The organism is Christiangramia lutea, from assembly GCF_022489035.1.
GTDB lineage: Bacteria > Bacteroidota > Bacteroidia > Flavobacteriales > Flavobacteriaceae > Christiangramia > Christiangramia lutea.
In genome coordinates, this window is record NZ_JAKVTV010000001.1 from 917748 (window position 1) to 934332 (window position 16585).

At 37.9% G+C, this 16585-nt stretch carries 16 protein-coding genes; 7 read left to right on the forward strand and 9 right to left on the reverse strand.

What is annotated here, in order from left to right; genetic code table 11:
- Positions 1-3: 3 nt before the first annotated feature.
- Genes ML462_RS04185 through ML462_RS04195 form a run of 3 tightly spaced genes read right to left on the reverse strand, consistent with a single transcriptional unit; the run spans position 4 to position 1651 of the window.
- Positions 4-507: a YciI family protein gene (locus ML462_RS04185; RefSeq protein ID WP_240712480.1), complete on the reverse strand. Its 504-nt coding sequence runs from the start codon at positions 505-507 to the stop codon at positions 4-6.
- Positions 507-977, reverse strand: coding sequence for a CYTH domain-containing protein (locus ML462_RS04190; protein WP_240712481.1), 471 nt, complete (start codon positions 975-977; stop codon positions 507-509). Before ML462_RS04190 ends, ML462_RS04185 begins: the two co-directional genes overlap by 1 nt.
- On the reverse strand, positions 977-1651 hold the full coding sequence (locus tag ML462_RS04195; RefSeq protein WP_240712482.1) for an NAD(P)H-binding protein: 675 nt from the start codon (positions 1649-1651) through the stop codon (positions 977-979). The genes ML462_RS04190 and ML462_RS04195 overlap by 1 nt, the downstream gene beginning before the upstream one ends.
- A gap of 47 nt (positions 1652-1698) precedes the next feature.
- On the opposite strand from ML462_RS04195, the gene dinB reads away from it, so the two are divergent.
- Entirely contained in the window at positions 1699-2790 is a 1092-nt protein-coding gene (gene dinB / locus ML462_RS04200) for a DNA polymerase IV (protein WP_341481570.1), read from the forward strand.
- 51 nt (positions 2791-2841) lie between these two features.
- Positions 2842-3303, forward strand: a complete 462-nt coding sequence (locus ML462_RS04205) for a lipocalin family protein (protein ID WP_240712483.1) — start codon at positions 2842-2844, stop codon at positions 3301-3303.
- A gap of 58 nt (positions 3304-3361) precedes the next feature.
- On the opposite strand, the gene pyk is transcribed toward ML462_RS04205, so the two are convergent.
- From pyk to ML462_RS04230, 5 genes are all read right to left on the reverse strand, one after another.
- A complete protein-coding gene (pyk, locus tag ML462_RS04210; RefSeq protein WP_240712484.1) occupies positions 3362-4792 on the reverse strand; it encodes a pyruvate kinase in 1431 nt (476 codons plus the stop codon).
- Entirely contained in the window at positions 4792-5277 is a 486-nt protein-coding gene (locus tag ML462_RS04215) for an IPExxxVDY family protein (RefSeq protein ID WP_240712486.1), read from the reverse strand. Before ML462_RS04215 ends, pyk begins: the two co-directional genes overlap by 1 nt.
- A 114-nt stretch (positions 5278-5391) precedes the next feature.
- Positions 5392-6123 carry a ribonuclease III gene (rnc, locus tag ML462_RS04220; protein ID WP_240712487.1) on the reverse strand — a complete coding sequence of 244 codons (732 nt, stop codon included), beginning with the start codon at positions 6121-6123 and terminating at the stop codon, positions 5392-5394.
- A 3-nt stretch (positions 6124-6126) separates the two neighbouring features.
- On the reverse strand, positions 6127-7380 hold the full coding sequence (gene fabF, locus ML462_RS04225) for a beta-ketoacyl-ACP synthase II (RefSeq protein WP_240712489.1): 1254 nt from the start codon (positions 7378-7380) through the stop codon (positions 6127-6129).
- 13 nt (positions 7381-7393) lie between these two features.
- Entirely contained in the window at positions 7394-7630 is a 237-nt protein-coding gene (locus ML462_RS04230; protein ID WP_013069791.1) for an acyl carrier protein, read from the reverse strand.
- Between the two features lie 147 nt (positions 7631-7777).
- On the opposite strand from ML462_RS04230, the gene purN reads away from it, so the two are divergent.
- The 4 genes from purN to ML462_RS04250 all read left to right on the forward strand — a co-directional run bounded on the left by purN (position 7778) and on the right by ML462_RS04250 (position 11803).
- Positions 7778-8374: a phosphoribosylglycinamide formyltransferase gene (purN, locus tag ML462_RS04235; protein WP_240712490.1), complete on the forward strand. Its 597-nt coding sequence runs from the start codon at positions 7778-7780 to the stop codon at positions 8372-8374.
- A complete protein-coding gene (gene rnhA, locus ML462_RS04240) occupies positions 8374-8838 on the forward strand; it encodes a ribonuclease HI (protein ID WP_240712500.1) in 465 nt (154 codons plus the stop codon). The genes purN and rnhA overlap by 1 nt, the downstream gene beginning before the upstream one ends.
- Positions 8839-8911: 73 nt before the next feature.
- Complete coding sequence (locus ML462_RS04245) at positions 8912-9835, forward strand: PfkB family carbohydrate kinase (RefSeq protein ID WP_240712502.1); 924 nt, start codon at positions 8912-8914, stop codon at positions 9833-9835.
- Positions 9836-9904: 69 nt separating this feature from the next.
- Positions 9905-11803, forward strand: coding sequence for an amidophosphoribosyltransferase (locus ML462_RS04250; protein WP_240712504.1), 1899 nt, complete (start codon positions 9905-9907; stop codon positions 11801-11803).
- Positions 11804-12632: 829 nt separating this feature from the next.
- Here ML462_RS04250 and ML462_RS04255 read toward each other — a convergent pair.
- A complete protein-coding gene (locus tag ML462_RS04255) occupies positions 12633-13241 on the reverse strand; it encodes a superoxide dismutase (RefSeq protein ID WP_240712506.1) in 609 nt (202 codons plus the stop codon).
- 165 nt (positions 13242-13406) lie between these two features.
- Here ML462_RS04255 and ML462_RS16130 point away from each other — a divergent pair, with 165 nt between their 5' ends.
- Complete coding sequence (locus tag ML462_RS16130; protein WP_341481574.1) at positions 13407-16523, forward strand: UvrD-helicase domain-containing protein; 3117 nt, start codon at positions 13407-13409, stop codon at positions 16521-16523.
- Positions 16524-16585 lie beyond the last annotated feature (62 nt).

Sequence of the window (16585 nt, forward strand, 5' to 3'; positions counted from 1 at the left end):
GATCTATTTCAATTTTCCCCCTTTGGCGACCCACCATGGATGCACCTCTACTTTCAACCTACCTGCCTTCACCATGGGATCGAGATTTGCAAGGCTATCTGCCTCTTTCAAGGTTGCAGTATTATAAACCACAATTCCACGAAGGTCACCATCATCTCCCATTGGTCCGGTAAGGCTGGTGTAACCTTCCTTATACATTCTCGACAAATGAGCCAGGTGTTGTTTTTGCAATTCTGCAGCTTCGGTCGAATCCTGGCTACGGGTAGCGCCAGATTTTAAAAATACCATATAATATTGTTGCATTAAATAGGTAGTATCCCCATCTTTATAACTAAAAGTCTGGTACCCATCCTTTTTTAACCTCTCTTCAATTGCAGCAACATCTTGTGTTGATACTGAATCTTTTTCAACCTCAATAGCCTTCTCTCCCTCTGTTGTGTTTTTTTCAGATTTTTCAGCGCAGGCTATGATTGTTGTAAACAAGATCAGGTATAGGACTCTTTTCATTATTTCCAGTTTTTGTAAGGTTTATTAATAAGGTTTGAATTATAATACTCAAGACTTCCGGTCACTTCTGTACCCAGCCAGGAAGGCTTTATAAAAGTCTCATTTTCGTCCTGTAGTTCTACTTCTGCCAGAACAAGCCCCTGGTTATCTTCAAGAAACTCGTCGATCTCATAGGTATGGTTACCATGATCTACTTCATACCTGTACTTTTCAATTTTACCTGGCTCGCAGATCTTCAAAAGTTCCCGGGCATCAACTACATCAATTTCCTTCTCCCATTCAAAACGCGACAACCCATTTTCAGAAGATTTACCTTTTATAGTCATCAAGGCAGTATCTCCGCTAATCCTGATCCTAATGGTTCTTTCAAGATGGGTGTTTAGATATGCCTGGACAAAAAGAGTCTTTTTTTTAGATTCCCTTTTATAATCATTCGATTTTACCAGGAATTTCCTTTCGATCTCAATCATTAACTTTTATATTTCTCTGCGATCATTTCTATTTCATCTGATTCTATCCTCCCACAACGATAATCATTATTGGCCAGATAGATCATGGCATCTACGATAATTTCAGGTTTTATACTTCTGTATTTTTTCAGTTTTCCAACCAGTAGATGATCTCCCCAAAGCATGATCTTTTTCCAGATATACTCCATAGGCCTGCTCTCTTCACGTTGACCTCCTATTAACGAAGGGCGTAAGATATAGGTATTTAAAATACGTCTTTCCATAACGGCGCCTTCCATTTCTCCCTTAACCCGGTTATAGAAAAACCGGCTATCCTCATTGGCTCCCATGGCAGAAATCACCTGGAAGGTCCTGATCTGGTTTTGCTGAGATAATTTTGCCGCGGTAGCGGGAATCCCGAAATCGACCATTCTATAGGTATCATTATCAGGAGTTTTTTTCTGAGTACTCCCAATGCAACAAAAAACCTCATCAGCCGTGAAAAGATTACTGAACTTTTCGAGCTCAAATAGGTCGATTAGATATTCTTCTATTTTTTCATCCTTGATCTTTACATGATTTCGGCTAAAAACTTTGATCTTTCTATACCGTTCATCCTTAACCAGTCTGTCCAGAAGAATACTGCCCGTTAAACCGGTAGCACCTAAAATTATTGCAGTTTTGGCCTGGCTCATCTGTAAGATTTAAATATTTACACTAAGATATTATATAAATTTGCAAGGTGGAAAAACTTCGCAAAATTATCCATATAGACATGGATGCCTTTTATGCATCTGTAGAACAACTGGACAACCCTGAACTTCGTGATAAGCCAATTGCGGTTGGTGGAAGTTCCCAGCGCGGCGTAGTTAGTGCTGCTAGCTATGAAGCTAGAAAGTTTGGGGTAAGAAGTGCTATGAGCAGTGTTATTGCTAAACGAAATTGTCCAGAACTTATTTTCGTTAAACCCAGATTTGAGAGATACAAAGAAATATCTCAGCAGATAAGGGAGATTTTTCACGAGTTTACAGACCTGGTAGAACCTCTGTCTCTTGATGAAGCATATTTAGACGTAACCAAAAACAAAATAGGATTACCCAGCGCTACCCTTATTGCTAAACAAATAAGGAATCGCATCAAAGAAAAGACAGGGCTAAATGCTTCTGCAGGAATTTCGATAAACAAATTCATCGCTAAGGTGGCCAGCGACGTGAACAAACCAAATGGACAGAAAACCGTTCCCCCTGAGGAAGTTCTGCAATTTCTGGAAGACCTTGATATTAGAAAGTTTTATGGTGTGGGAAAAGTTACTGCTGAAAAAATGTACCGCCTGGGAATTTTTAATGGTAAGGATCTTAAAGAAAAGACCGAAGAGTATCTTTCCGAACATTTCGGAAAAAGCGGATCTCACTTTTACAATGTGGTAAGAGGCATACATCACAGCGAGGTAAAGCCGCACAGGATAAGGAAATCTCTTGGTGCCGAAAGGACTTTTAGAGAAAACATATCTTCAGAGATCTTTATGCTGGAGAGACTTGAGAATATTTCCGAAGAAATTGAGCGAAGGTTGAATAATAGTAAAGTTGCTGGAAAAACGATCACTTTAAAGATCAAGTACAGCGATTTTACCCTGCAAACCAGAAGTAAGACCATCAATTATTATATTAGTGACAAGGATCTTATCCTGGAGATCGCAAAAGAGTTGCTTTACCAGGAAAAAATGAAAGATTCAGTACGTCTTCTGGGAATCTCTCTTTCCAATTTGAATACAGAGAAAAAGGGATCAGAAGAAGAAAAAAAAGAGATTTCGGTTCAGTTAAAATTTAAGTTTTAAGAAATTGTGAGAAGCTTCCCGGGAATTGTTTTTATTCTTTCATTAATCTTTATGTCATGTTCAGAAGAACATAAGGCTTACAATTTACCCGAGAATGCTTCATCTTTGCTTCACGGTGACAGTCTTAAAACCTGGAAAATTGCCCGAGGATATAACAACGATGTTCGAATGAATATGGGGCCTTGCTTTATGAATTACAGACAAACTTATAAATTAAATGGAGTTGTTCTGGACAATAATGAAGAAAACAGAGATTGTGGGAGCTCTCTTAAGGGACAATGGAAGTTCAAAAAGAATAAAAAAGGAGAGCCTTATTTAAAAATCACCAGTCCGGATATTCCTCAGTTAATGAATACCGATAAGGATTATAAATATTTCAAAATTCTAAAACTGACGCGAGACACCTTAAAACTATCTTTTAAACACGCACAGTACGGAAATACAAAAAGAACTATTACAGATATTCTAGTTCGGGAAGATCTTGATATTGGCGACCGATATTTTCACCACTAAAAAACCGGAAACCTATCTATAGATAAATCTCCGGTCTCATACTTTAATTGAAATCTGGTTATTCTATTTCAGAAACCCTAAGCGTATTTACCATCCCTTTAGCGGTAATTGGCATTGCTGCAAGGTTTATTGTAAAATCTCCAACCTCTACAAATTTGAAGTTTTTGGCCATAGAACTTATATCTTCAATGGTTTCATCTGTACTTACGAATTTATCGTAATAAAAGGCTTTTACTCCCCAAAGAAGACTAAGCTGATTCAATATTCTTTTATTTGAGGTAAAGACAAGTATATGAGCCTCTGGTCTCCATGCCGAGATCTGAAATGCTGTATAACCGCTATTGGTAAGGGTACATATAGCTTTGGCTTTTATCTCATTGGCCATATGTGCGGCGTGATAGCAAACCGCTTTGGTGATGTAACGTTTGGTTTTAACATGAGGCGGCTCATGAGGAACCTTGATAAGAGGTGAATTTTCTACACTTTCTAAGATCTGGGACATTTTCTGGATCACCTGAACCGGATACTGCCCAACTGATGTTTCTCCACTTAGCATCACGGCATCTGCACCATCCATTACCGAGTTTGCCACGTCGTTAACCTCAGCCCTGGTTGGTGTAAGGCTGGTGATCATGGTTTCCATCATTTGAGTTGCAATGATTACCGGGATTCTTGCTTTTTTGGCAGTTAATACCAGTTTTTTCTGGATAAGTGGAACTTCCTGAGCTGGAATTTCAACTCCAAGGTCTCCTCGAGCAACCATAAGTCCGTCGCAATAAGCCACGATCTTATCAATATTTTCAACTCCTTCAGGCTTTTCGATCTTCGCTATGATCGGGATCTTATGCTCTGTATGTTTTTTTATTAAGTTCTGAAGTTCAATAAGGTCTTCAGCATGTCTCACAAATGACAGCGCGATCCAGTCTACATCCATTTCGCAAGCGAAAATGGCATCTCTCACATCTTTTTCGGTTAGAGCTGGAAGGGAAATATTTGTATTGGGAAGATTTACTCCTTTTTTAGATTTTAGAGGTCCCCCCTGGATCACTTTTGTTTTTACCTCGTTCTTTTTATTGGTGCTAACAACCTCGAAAATAAGTTTTCCGTCATCAAGAAGAATCCTTTCCCCAGCCTTTACGTCTCGAGGAAATGAATCGTAATTCATAAACACTCTTTCGGCCGTACCTTTAAATTCTTTTCCGGTTGCAAAAACAATCTGGTCTCCTTCATTAACTACAACCTCTTCCTTCATAACACCTACCCGAAGTTTAGGTCCCTGAAGGTCTCCCAGGATCGCTGCATTAAATCCGTCCTCCTCATTAAGCTCACGAATCATTCTGATTCTTTCTTTAACATCATCGTAATTGGCATGAGAGAAGTTAATACGAAATACATTTACACCTTCCTGCAACATTTTTCTTAAGACATCCTTACTACTGGTTGCAGGGCCCAGCGTGGCGACTATTTTTGTTTTCTTGTTGGTAGGCATTATTCGAAAATTAGATTTTGTTTGGATTTTAATTTTTCTACATCAACAGCATAAGCTCCCTGTACTCCTGGGATCTGTCCAATTTTATTAAGTAACCTGGTAAATTCTTTTGGATGAATTTCTTCACCCAATTTCAGAAAGTAATCTACCTTCCCATATTCTGGTATAAGATTTACTTCCTGTGGACTTAGTTCTTCTTCTTCAAAAAGTGACCCAGAACTTAAAATTCTTTTAGGTTCTCCCTTGAATTTGTTAGACACAAGGTCCAGGCTATAGTATGAATTTGGGTCTTTGTGTGAATACAAGGCGTAAAAAGCATTATATTCTTGATGGTTAAAGTCAATATCCTGTCTTTCTCTTTCGAGTTTGACCTTGATATATTTATTTATGAAATACGCCATTTTATATCCTTCAAGAGAGGAATAAATGGCGATTAAATAAAAACTTTCATCTTCAACTTCCAGAAGCATTTTATGCGATTGCATAAATCTATACTTTAAGATTTAAAGATACTATTTGATTAACAAAATGAAGATTTTATGGCCTAAAAATTCACAAATATTTACGAAAACGTTATAGTTTAAGGCAAATCATTAAAATTATTCAATTTTGTTCTGAAGAGCATAGTAAGCTCGTTTAGAGGCCTTTTCTTCAGCCTTCTTTTTCGAGGTGGCCCTTGCTTTCGCTACAACTCTATTGTTGATTCTTAGTTTAACCGCGAAATGTTTAAGCTCATCATTCCCGGTGTCTTCGTATACCTCATAATCGAACTCCTTCTTCTCCTTCTGGCACCATTCTATCACTAAACTTTTATAACTTATAACTTTCCCTTCCAGTTGTTCAATATCAACATAAGGATCTATTACCCGTTCATAGATGAAACGTTTGCAGTATTTATAGCCCCGGTCCAGGTAAATTGCTCCTACGAGGGCTTCAAAAAGATTCCCATGGATATTCACACCAAATTGTTCTTTAGAAATATTCGTTTGAACATGATTTATAAGCCCAAGGTCTTTCCCTAGTTCGTTCAAATGCTTTCGGCTAACAACTTTAGACCTCATTTTGGTTAGATAACCTTCATTTCCCCCAGGCACCGCTTTAAATAGATGAGAAGCAACAACGGCACTTAGCATAGCGTCACCCAAAAATTCCATTCTTTCGAAGTTAATGGCATTTCCTTCCTCGTCCTTTCTATTCAGAGAACGGTGGGTGAATGCTTTCTTATAATGAGTGAGGGACTTGGGTTTAAACCCAAGAATTTGAGTTAGTATATTAAAAAAATTCCCGCCTTGTGAAGAGCGGGAATTTAATATGTTTCGAATAACACTCATTGTTTATTCGTCCAGTTTCTTAAATACAACACAGGCATTATGTCCACCAAACCCGAAAGTATTACTCATAACGACATTAACATCTCTTTTCTGAGCTTTATTTAAAGTAAGATTAAGCTCTGGATCGATATTTTCGTCGATATGTTCGTGATTTATTGTTGGAGGAACAATCCCATGTTTCATGGAAAGTATAGCCGCTATTGCCTCTATGGCTCCTGCAGCACCCAATAAATGCCCGGTCATGGATTTCGTAGAGTTGATATTGATATTTTTTGCATGCTCTCCAAAAACTTTGGAAATTGCTTTTAGCTCGGCTACATCACCAAGAGGTGTTGAAGTACCGTGCGTATTGATCGCATCTACATCTTCCGGTTTTAATCCGGCATTTCTAAGGCAATTTTTCATCACCGCTACTACTCCGTCACCTTCCGGATGAGGGGCAGTCATGTGGTAAGCATCAGAAGATAATCCTCCGCCCAGCACTTCGGCATAGATCTTTGCACCTCGGGCTTTCGCATGCTCATATTCTTCAAGTATAAGCGCACCTCCACCTTCACCTAGTACAAATCCATCCCTGGTTGCGTCAAATGGTCTGGAAGCAGTTTCCGGACTATCATTACGAGTAGAAAGGGCATGCATTGCGTTAAATCCACCCATTCCTGCGATGGTCACCGCTGCTTCAGAACCACCAGATACGATCACATCGCTGTGACCAAGTCTGATATTGTTCAGTGCATCTATCATAGCGTTTGCAGAAGAGGCACATGCAGATACCGTTGTATAATTCGCCCCCATAAATCCATGTTTGATCGAAATATTACCAGGGGCAATATCTGCGATCATCTTAGGAATAAAAAATGGGTTGAATCTTGGTGAACCGTCTCCCTCTGCAAAATTGATCACCTCATTCTGGAAGGTTTCCAGACCTCCTATCCCAGCACCCCAAATTACGCCAACGCGAAATTTGTCTACCGTATCAAGGTCTATACCTGAATCCTGAATAGCCTCATCTGCAGATACCATTGCATACTGAGCAAATCTATCTAGCTTCCTAGCTTCCTTACGATCAAAATGATCTAGCGGATTAAAGTTTTTGAGTTCGCAAGCGAATTTAGTTTTGAACTTTTCGGTATCAAAATAAGTGATAGGAGCACTACCACTTTTACCATTTACAAGTCCATCCCAATATTCCTCTAAATTGTTACCAATTGGGGTTAAGGCACCAAGGCCTGTAACTACTACTCGCTTTAACTCCATATGGTGTGTTGATTTATTTTTTAGCGTCTTCGATATATGAAATTGCCTGACCTACAGTAGCAATGTTCTCTGCCTGATCGTCTGGGATTTGAATGTCAAATTCCTTTTCGAATTCCATGATCAATTCTACTGTGTCTAGTGAATCAGCACCCAAGTCGTTGGTGAAGCTGGCTTCGTTTACAACTTCATTCTCGTCAACTCCCAATTTGTCAACGATAATAGCTTTTACTCTTGATGCAATGTCTGACATAATTTTTTATTTTAATTTTGATTAGGTGGCAAAAATAAAAAACTTTATTTTAAAACCGATTTTTAGTCCAAAAATGTGACGGTAATTTACACAAAATTCATTGAAAGCCTTTAATTTTGCGTCCTAATAAATGTTAACAACCTTATTTTGAGCGACAAAGCAAGTGCAAAAAAGAAGAAGATCGTAATTTTTGCTTCAGGTTCAGGCACTAACGCCGAAAATATCATCAAATATTTCCAAAATTCAGATAGCACTAGAGTACTCGCTGTTTTTTCGAATAAGAAATTTGCCGGCGCCCTGGAACGAGCACATAAATTAAATATTAAGGCTCTACATTTTGACAGGGATGCTTTTTATAAATCCAATGAAATTCTTAACCTTCTAAAGGACATGAATCCAGACCTAATAGTTCTGGCGGGATTCCTATGGCTATTCCCATCTAATATTATTAAACAATTCCCAGACAGGATCATTAATATTCATCCAGCTTTACTCCCAAAATATGGAGGGAAAGGAATGTATGGCTCCAAGGTTCATGAAACCATTATTGCTGAAAAGGAAAAAGAAAGCGGGATTACCATTCACTATGTGAACGAGAAATATGATGAAGGTCAAACGATTTTCCAGGCCACTACCACGATCTCTGAAAATGATACTCCAGAGACTCTGGCTGAAAAAATACACTCCTTGGAATACAGGCATTTCCCTAAGGTAATTCAGCAACTACTAGATGAAAAGAATTAGTGCAGACACCTAAAGTTCATATATATACCGATGGTGCCGCCAGAGGCAATCCAGGTCCGGGTGGTTTTGGAATTGTAATGGAATGGGTTGGAAAGCCCTACCGGAAAGAATTTGCACAGGGATTTAAGCTTACCACTAATAATAGAATGGAATTGATGGCTGTGATAGTGGCTTTGAGCAAACTTAAAAATCCTGGAACACCTGCTAAAGTCTTTACAGATTCCAAATATGTCGCAGATGCAGTGAATAAGGGATGGGTCTTTGGCTGGGAAAAGAAAAATTTCGTGAATCGCAAAAATTCGGATCTATGGCAGGCATTTTTGAAAGTTTACCGAAGGCACGAGGTGCAGTTTCAATGGATTAAAGGCCATAATGACCATCCTCAAAATGAAAGATGCGACGCTCTGGCCGTCATTGCTTCTAAAGGAAAGAATCTTCTTGAAGATACCGGCTATAAAGCTTAACATTTCACAACTAAATTGAGGTTTATACCTTGAAAAACAAACTGTATATTTGCAGCGTTATTTAAAACCTATTATGAGCAAATTACTTATTGTTGGAACTGTTGCGTTCGATGCTATTGAAACTCCTTTTGGAAAAACCGATAAGATACTCGGCGGTGCCGCTACCTATATTGGCTTGTCAGCTTCAAATTTTGATGTGGAAAGCGCGGTTGTTTCTGTAGTTGGAGAAGATTTCCCAAATGAATATATGGAGCTGCTGAAAAAGAACAATATAAACATAGAAGGTGTTGAAGTTGTTGAAGGAGGTAAAACTTTCTTCTGGAGTGGAAAATATCACAACGACCTTAATACCAGAGATACTTTAGACACTCAGTTAAATGTACTTGCAGATTTCAAACCTGTAGTTCCTGAATCCTACAAAGATTCTGAATTCGTAATGCTTGGAAACCTACACCCTTTAGTACAATTAAGCGTCCTTGAACAAGTTGAGAACCCTAAGCTTGTAGTTCTAGACACTATGAATTTCTGGATGGATAATGCTTTGGAAGACCTTATGAAGGTGATCAAAAAAGTTGATGTAATAACGATAAATGATGAAGAGGCGAGACAACTTTCTGGAGAATATTCACTGGTAAAGGCAGCAAGAAAGATCGAAGAAATGGGTCCTAAATATGTTGTGATCAAGAAAGGAGAACACGGCGCCTTATTATTCAATCAGGATAAAATCTTTTTTGCTCCGGCCCTGCCGTTAGAAGAAGTATTTGATCCTACCGGGGCTGGCGATACTTTTGCAGGAGGCTTTATAGGTTATCTTGCCAGGACTGGTGATGTTTCCTTTGAGAACATGAAGAGTGCAATTATTTACGGCTCTAACCTGGCCAGCTTCTGCGTAGAGAAATTCGGAACCGAAAGAATGCAATCCCTAACCGGTGAGCAGGTAAATGAGAGGCTTGAAGAATTCAAGAGATTGACCCAATTCGAAACACAACTAGATTAATATAACGCCCTGTAATTTCAGGGCTTTTTTTGTGACAAACACAATAAAATTCCTAAAGGAAACTTAGATATGAGTGATGCTTTAAAACACGAATGCGGAATTGCACATATAAGGCTTTTAAAACCTCTTGATTACTACAAGGAAAAATACGGCACAGCATTTTACGGGGTCAACAAGATGTATCTCTTAATGGAGAAACAGCATAACCGTGGACAGGACGGTGCCGGTTTTGCAAGCATTAAACTCAATACCATTCCCGGAGAACGATACATCAGCAGGGTTCGTTCGAACAAAGCTCAGCCTATTCAGGATATTTTTGAGCAGATCAACCAGAGGATCAACGATGAAATTCAGGCAAACCCGGAATATGCTAACGACACTGAATTGCAAAAAAGATACATCCCTTATCTAGGGGAGGTCTTCCTTGGACACGTTAGGTATGGAACCTTTGGAAAGAACAGCATAGAAAGCGTTCATCCTTTCCTTAGGCAGAACAACTGGATGCACCGTAACCTTATTGTTGCGGGTAACTTCAATATGACCAATGTTAACAGGTTATTCAATAACCTGGTAGAATTAGGTCAGCATCCAAAAGAAAGAGCAGATACGGTTACCGTAATGGAAAAGATTGGACATTTCCTGGATTCAGAAGTTCGTAAACTTTATAAAAAATTGAAAAAGGAAGGCTATTCCAAAGTTGAGGCCTCACCTATTATAGCTGAACAACTGAACGTTGCCAAAATTCTGAAAAAATCTTCCAAGAACTGGGATGGTGGTTATGCTATGGCCGGTTTAATTGGTCACGGTGATTCTTTTGTATTAAGGGATCCGGCAGGAATTAGACCAGCATATTACTATAAGGATGATGAAGTTGTTGTGGTCGCTTCAGAAAGACCGGTAATTCAAACCGTATTCAATGTAGATTTCAATGAAGTTCATGAGTTACCACCTGGAAATGCCATTATCACCAAAAAGAATGGTAATGTATCTATTAAGAAGATAATTGAACCTCTAGAAAGAAAGGCCTGTTCTTTTGAACGGATCTATTTCTCCAGAGGTAGTGATGCTGAGATCTACGAAGAGCGAAAAATGCTGGGTAGGCTTTTAATGCCAGATGTTCTGAAGTCTATTGAGCATGACACTTTAAAAACGGTGTTCTCATTTATTCCCAATACAGCTGAAACTTCTTTTTATGGAATGGTGGAAGCAGCCCAGGATGAACTGAACAAACAAAAGAACGAAGCTATCCTGGAGGAAAAAGACACCTTAACCGATGCCAGATTACAGGAAATCCTTTCTCACCGCTTAAGGACAGAGAAAATCGCCATCAAGGATGTAAAACTTAGGACCTTTATTACAGAAGACAGCAGCCGGGACGACCTGGTAGCCCATGTTTATGATGTGACCTATGGAGTGGTAAAACCAGAAGACAACCTGGTTATTATAGATGATAGTATCGTTAGGGGAACTACTCTGAAGAAAAGTATTATCAAAATGATGGACAGGCTTAAGCCCAGAAAGATCATTGTTGTTTCTTCGGCTCCGCAAATAAGATACCCAGATTGCTACGGAATAGACATGGCAAGACTAGAGGACCTAGTCGCCTTTAGAGCTGCCCTGGAATTATTGAAGGAACAGGGCAAATACGACATCGTTGATGAAGTGTATAATAAATGTAAGGAACAGGTAGACCTTGATGATAACCAAGTACAGAATTTTGTTAAAGAGATCTATGATCCATTCACCGATGAACAAATTTCTGATAAGATCTCTGAATTGTTATGTGATGAGGATGTAAATGCTGATGTAAAGGTTATCTACCAATCTGTAAAGAATTTACATAAAGCCTGTCCTAAAAATCTTGGAGATTGGTATTTTACCGGGGATTACCCAACCCCTGGAGGTAATAGGGTAGTAAACCGAGCATTTATAAACTTTTTCGAGGGAAATAAGGGACGAGCGTATTAAAAAATTCCTTTCAGCCGATAAAAATGCACTTAATCTAATATTCTTTGAGGGGCATACTTTTCTATTTACATTAGCATTGCCATAACATAAGTAGGTTAAGTTCATGGTAGATTTGGGGCAAAAAAAGGTGGATTCTTTCCGCCTTTTTTTATTTTCTGTAAAGGATAAAAAATCACTAAATCAATCCCATTTTTCTCTTTTACAGCACTTTAACTAGTATACAGGCATTTCGTCTAAAAATAAAAATTATAAAACATATTCGTTCTATATTCACAATACCATAGCATAAGTAGGTTAAGTTCATGGTAGATTTGGGGCAAAAAAAGGTGGAACTTGTTTCCGCCTTTTTTTATTTTCTGTAAAGGATAAAAAAATTACTAAATCAATCCCAATTTTATGTTTTACAGCATTTTAACTAGTATACAGGCATTTCGTCTAAAAATAAAAATTATAAAACATATTCGTTCTATATTCACAATACCATAGCATAAGTAGGTTAAGTTCATGGTAGATTTGGGGCAAAAAAAGGTGGAACTTGTTTCCGCCTTTTTTTATGGATTAAAGAAAAAAAGTCAGGATAAAAAACCATACAATTTTCTGTTTTTCAGTGTTTTACCTATTTTTTTTGCCTTTTGTCTAAAAAATTAATTCATATGAAATTTTCGTGTTATATTCACAATACCATAGCATAAGTAGGTTAAGTTCATGGTAGATTTGGGGCAAAAAAAGGTGGAACTTGTTTCCGCCTTTTTTTATGGAATATCATTAAAATTAGATATAAAAAAAAGGCCACCAATTGGTGGCCTTAAAAATTTTATCTGGATCGAGATTATTTTGCTTTTGCATATCTGCTAGAGACTTCTTTCCAATTAATCACATTAAAGAATGCGTCTATATATTCCGGACGCTTATTTTGGTAGTTCAAATAATATGCATGCTCCCAAACATCCAGTCCAAGAATAGGAGTACCACCACAACCAACACCAGGCATTATTGGATTATCCTGGTTAGGAGTAGAGCAGATCTCCACTTTTCCACCTTCATGAACACACAACCATGCCCATCCAGATCCAAACTGACCCGCTGCTGCTTTAGAAAATTCTTCCTTAAATGCTTCGAAAGACCCATAGGCGCTATCAATTGCACTGGCAAGCTCTCCTTCAGGTTTTCCTCCTCCCTCTGGAGACATGATCTCCCAGAACAAACTGTGGTTATAGAAACCACCTCCGTTATTACGAACTGCAGAATTAGACTTATCAAGATTTTTTAAAATATTCTCAATATTCTTACCCTCAAGTTCAGTACCTTCTATCGCGTTGTTCAATTTACTTGTGTAACCCGCGTGATGTTTTCCATGGTGAATTTCCATAGTTTTTGCATCTATATGTGGTTCCAATGCATCAAAAGCATATTTTAATTTTGGTAACTCAAAAGCCATAATTATCTTATTTTTTTAAGTGATTAGTATTTAAACTCACCCAAATTTAGCTATTAGCCTATGTAATGGAAATTTTTTAGTGTTATAAAATACTTAAAAGCAATGCCTATTAAAAATCCATTTTTATTTTACTTTTAATTTTTAATATTTTTTCAAAACCCAATCATAACAAGCTATTTGAAAAATTCCTTTAATATTTACAACGCCTCTGCTGGTTCGGGGAAGACCTTTACCCTGGTTAAAGAATACCTTTGCCTTCTCTTCAGGTCTAATAGAAAAGACAGGTACAAAAACATCCTGGCAATTACATTTACCAATAAGGCCGTAGGGGAAATGAAAAAAAGGATCATTGAAAGCCTGGTAGAGTTTTCGCGAATTGATGAACTTTCGAACAACAGTGCCCTCCTATATGCAATTTCAGAGGAGACCGGCCTTTCCGCGAAAGAAATAAAAAGCAGGTCTACTGAAATTCTTAAAAGCATCATCCATAATTATGCGGCTTTTGAAATTTCCACTATAGATGGGTTTACTCATCGTGTGTTGAGGACTTTTGCCCGGGACCTGGGTATTCCCATGAATTTCGAAGTTGAACTCAGCACAGATGATATTCTTATGGAAGCTGTGGAGAGTTTAATAAATCGGGCCGGAACCGATAAAAAACTTACCAAGGTTTTGATCGATTATACCTTGTCTAAAACAGATGATGACAAGAGCTGGGATATTAGCAGGGATCTTTTTAGCATCTCAAAACTTCTCATCAATGAGAATCACCAGAAGGCTATTCAGATTCTAAAGGATAAAACCCTAGAAGATTTTGAAAAATTCAGTAAAAAACTAAGATCTGATATCAAGATTGCTGAAGAAACCTTAAAACTTTCAGCAGAATCTTTTTTCGACCTTATACAGTCAAATGGAATTCAGGAATCTGATTTCAGCGGAAAATATGTCCCAAAGCATTTCGATAAGTTAAGGTCTGGCGCATCTGTAAATTTCAGTACCAAATGGGCTGAAAATATTGCTGAACAACCTCTTTACCCAAAAAAGGCAAAAGAAGTTGCAAAGGTTGCTCTCGATGGTATTCAGGATGAAATTGTTGAAATTTTTAATACCTCCAAAAAAGCCTATTTTCAGATAGAGTTTCTAACAGAAATACGAAAAAATCTCGTCCAACTGTCCCTTTTGAATGAAATTAACCGGGAAGTTGAAGAAATTAAGAAGGAAAGAAATCTGGTCTTGATCTCTGAATTCAACCCAAAAATTAGCGAGCAAGTTAAAGATCAGCCTGTTCCATTTATATACGAACGACTTGGGGAAAGGTACCAACATTATTTCATAGATGAATTCCAGGATACCTCCAGGATGCAATGGGAAAATTTGATTCCCCTGGTAGGTAATAATCTGGATTCTGCTGAACCAGCCGGATTAACTATTGTTGGCGATGCAAAACAAAGTATTTACAGGTGGCGTGGTGGCAGGGCAGAACAGCTTATAGACCTGAGTAACCTAAAATCTGCTCCTTTTCAAACTGAACAGAATGTGGTTAATCTACCAGATAATTACAGAAGCGGCTCTGAAGTGGTCAATTTCAACAATAGCTTTTTCACCTATGCTTCATCTCTACTTAACTATCCAGAATATTCTGAATTATTCAAAAACTCATCCCAGAATCCAAAAAAAGGTGATTATGGTTATGTGAAGATCGAATTCGTAGAGGCTTCCAATCGTGAAGAAGAATACCAGATATATCCACAAAAGATCCTGGAAATAATTAAAGATCTTGATTCGAAAGAATTTCAGCGCAAGGATATTTGCATACTTACCAGAACTCGAAACGAAGGTGTGGCCATAGCTGAATTCCTTAGCGAATATAGTATTCCCGTGATCTCATCGGAAACCTTACTTCTTGATCAATCTCCTGAAGTTAGATTTATAGTGAATCTGCTTCGTTTTTCCATGAATCCTGAGGAAGACCAAATAAAGCTTAGGATATTCGACTATCTTCTGGAAAGATATACTTCGGAAGAACATTTTCACAAGGTTATAATTGAGAATTTGCCTGAAAATGGCTCAAATTTCTTTAAATGGCTTAAAGATTTTCAACTGGAATTTGATTTAAATCAGCTTAAAAAATTTTCTTTATATGAATCTGTAGAATATATAATAAGGTCTTTCTCCCTAATAAAGGACTCTAATGCATATATCCAGTTCTTCCTGGATTTCGTATTCGAGACAACCCAAAAAACGGCGAATAGTTTGAATGACTTCCTGGAAAAATGGGAACAGAAAAAAGACAAATTAAGCATCGTTGTTCCAGAAAGCGATAATGCAGTACAGATCATGACCATCCATAAATCTAAAGGACTGGAATTCCCTGTAGTTATCTATCCTTTTGCAAATTCAGATCTTCAGGATACCAGGAATGATAATCTCTGGCTGGATATACACGATGAAAATATTCCTGTTGCCTATGTGAGCGCTTCCTCAAAAATGTTGAATTGGAATGAGGCTGCTTCCCAGAAATACCAGGATCTGGTTCATAAAAATGAATTGGATACGTTGAATGTCCTTTATGTTGCCTGTACCAGGGCCGCACAACAGCTTTACCTACTATCAAATTATAATGAAAGGCCGAAAAAGAATACTAATGTTTCAGATATGCTGGCAGATTTCATTAAAACTACCGGTATGTGGAACGACGGATTTATTTATGAATTTGGCGATTCGGGACAAGCTATAAATTCAAAAAAGACAGGCAATCAAAGTATTGAACCTGCAAAATATTATTCCTCTTCCACCCAAAACCAGGCCGTTAATATAGTGACCAGGTCTGGATCCCTTTGGGATTCAAAACAGCAGGATGCCATTGAAAAAGGAGAGATCACCCATGAGATCTTGGCCAGGATCAATAAAGCTGAAGACCTTACTAAAGCTATGGAATGGGCAGTTAATACGGGGATGATTAAGAAATCTTCTCAAGAGCCAATTTCAGAATTGATTTTAAAAATCATGGAACATCCAGATCTAAAACAGTTCTATTCCCCGAATTCGGAAAACCTGAATGAAAAAGAACTAATTACTATAAACGGAAAGAGACTAAGGCCGGATAGATTGAATTTCCACGACGGAAAAGTAACCGTTATTGATTATAAGACCGGGGGATTTGTAGATTCTCATAAAATGCAGGTTTCAGAATATGCCAGTTCCCTTATGGAAATGGGATATGAGATAGAGAAATGCCTGCTAATTTATACGAATAACCCTATAATCATTAAGAATGTATAAAAGAAGCTTAAATTTGTTGATCTGGTCTATAAATACAGCCTGAAGTCTGGACAATTAAGATG

Coding starts and splice junctions, on each gene's coding strand:
- ML462_RS04185 (WP_240712480.1), bottom strand. CDS start 507: ATGAAAAGAGTCCTATACCTGATCTTGTTTACAACAATCATAGCCTGC.
- ML462_RS04190 (WP_240712481.1), bottom strand. CDS start 977: ATGATTGAGATCGAAAGGAAATTCCTGGTAAAATCGAATGATTATAAA.
- ML462_RS04195 (WP_240712482.1), bottom strand. CDS start 1,651: ATGAGCCAGGCCAAAACTGCAATAATTTTAGGTGCTACCGGTTTAACG.
- ML462_RS04205 (WP_240712483.1), top strand. CDS start 2,842: ATGTCATGTTCAGAAGAACATAAGGCTTACAATTTACCCGAGAATGCT.
- pyk (WP_240712484.1), bottom strand. CDS start 4,792: ATGCCTACCAACAAGAAAACAAAAATAGTCGCCACGCTGGGCCCTGCA.
- ML462_RS04215 (WP_240712486.1), bottom strand. CDS start 5,277: ATGCAATCGCATAAAATGCTTCTGGAAGTTGAAGATGAAAGTTTTTAT.
- rnc (WP_240712487.1), bottom strand. CDS start 6,123: ATGAGTGTTATTCGAAACATATTAAATTCCCGCTCTTCACAAGGCGGG.
- fabF (WP_240712489.1), bottom strand. CDS start 7,380: ATGGAGTTAAAGCGAGTAGTAGTTACAGGCCTTGGTGCCTTAACCCCA.
- ML462_RS04230 (WP_013069791.1), bottom strand. CDS start 7,630: ATGTCAGACATTGCATCAAGAGTAAAAGCTATTATCGTTGACAAATTG.
- ML462_RS04245 (WP_240712502.1), top strand. CDS start 8,912: ATGAGCAAATTACTTATTGTTGGAACTGTTGCGTTCGATGCTATTGAA.
- ML462_RS04250 (WP_240712504.1), top strand. CDS start 9,905: ATGAGTGATGCTTTAAAACACGAATGCGGAATTGCACATATAAGGCTT.
- ML462_RS04255 (WP_240712506.1), bottom strand. CDS start 13,241: ATGGCTTTTGAGTTACCAAAATTAAAATATGCTTTTGATGCATTGGAA.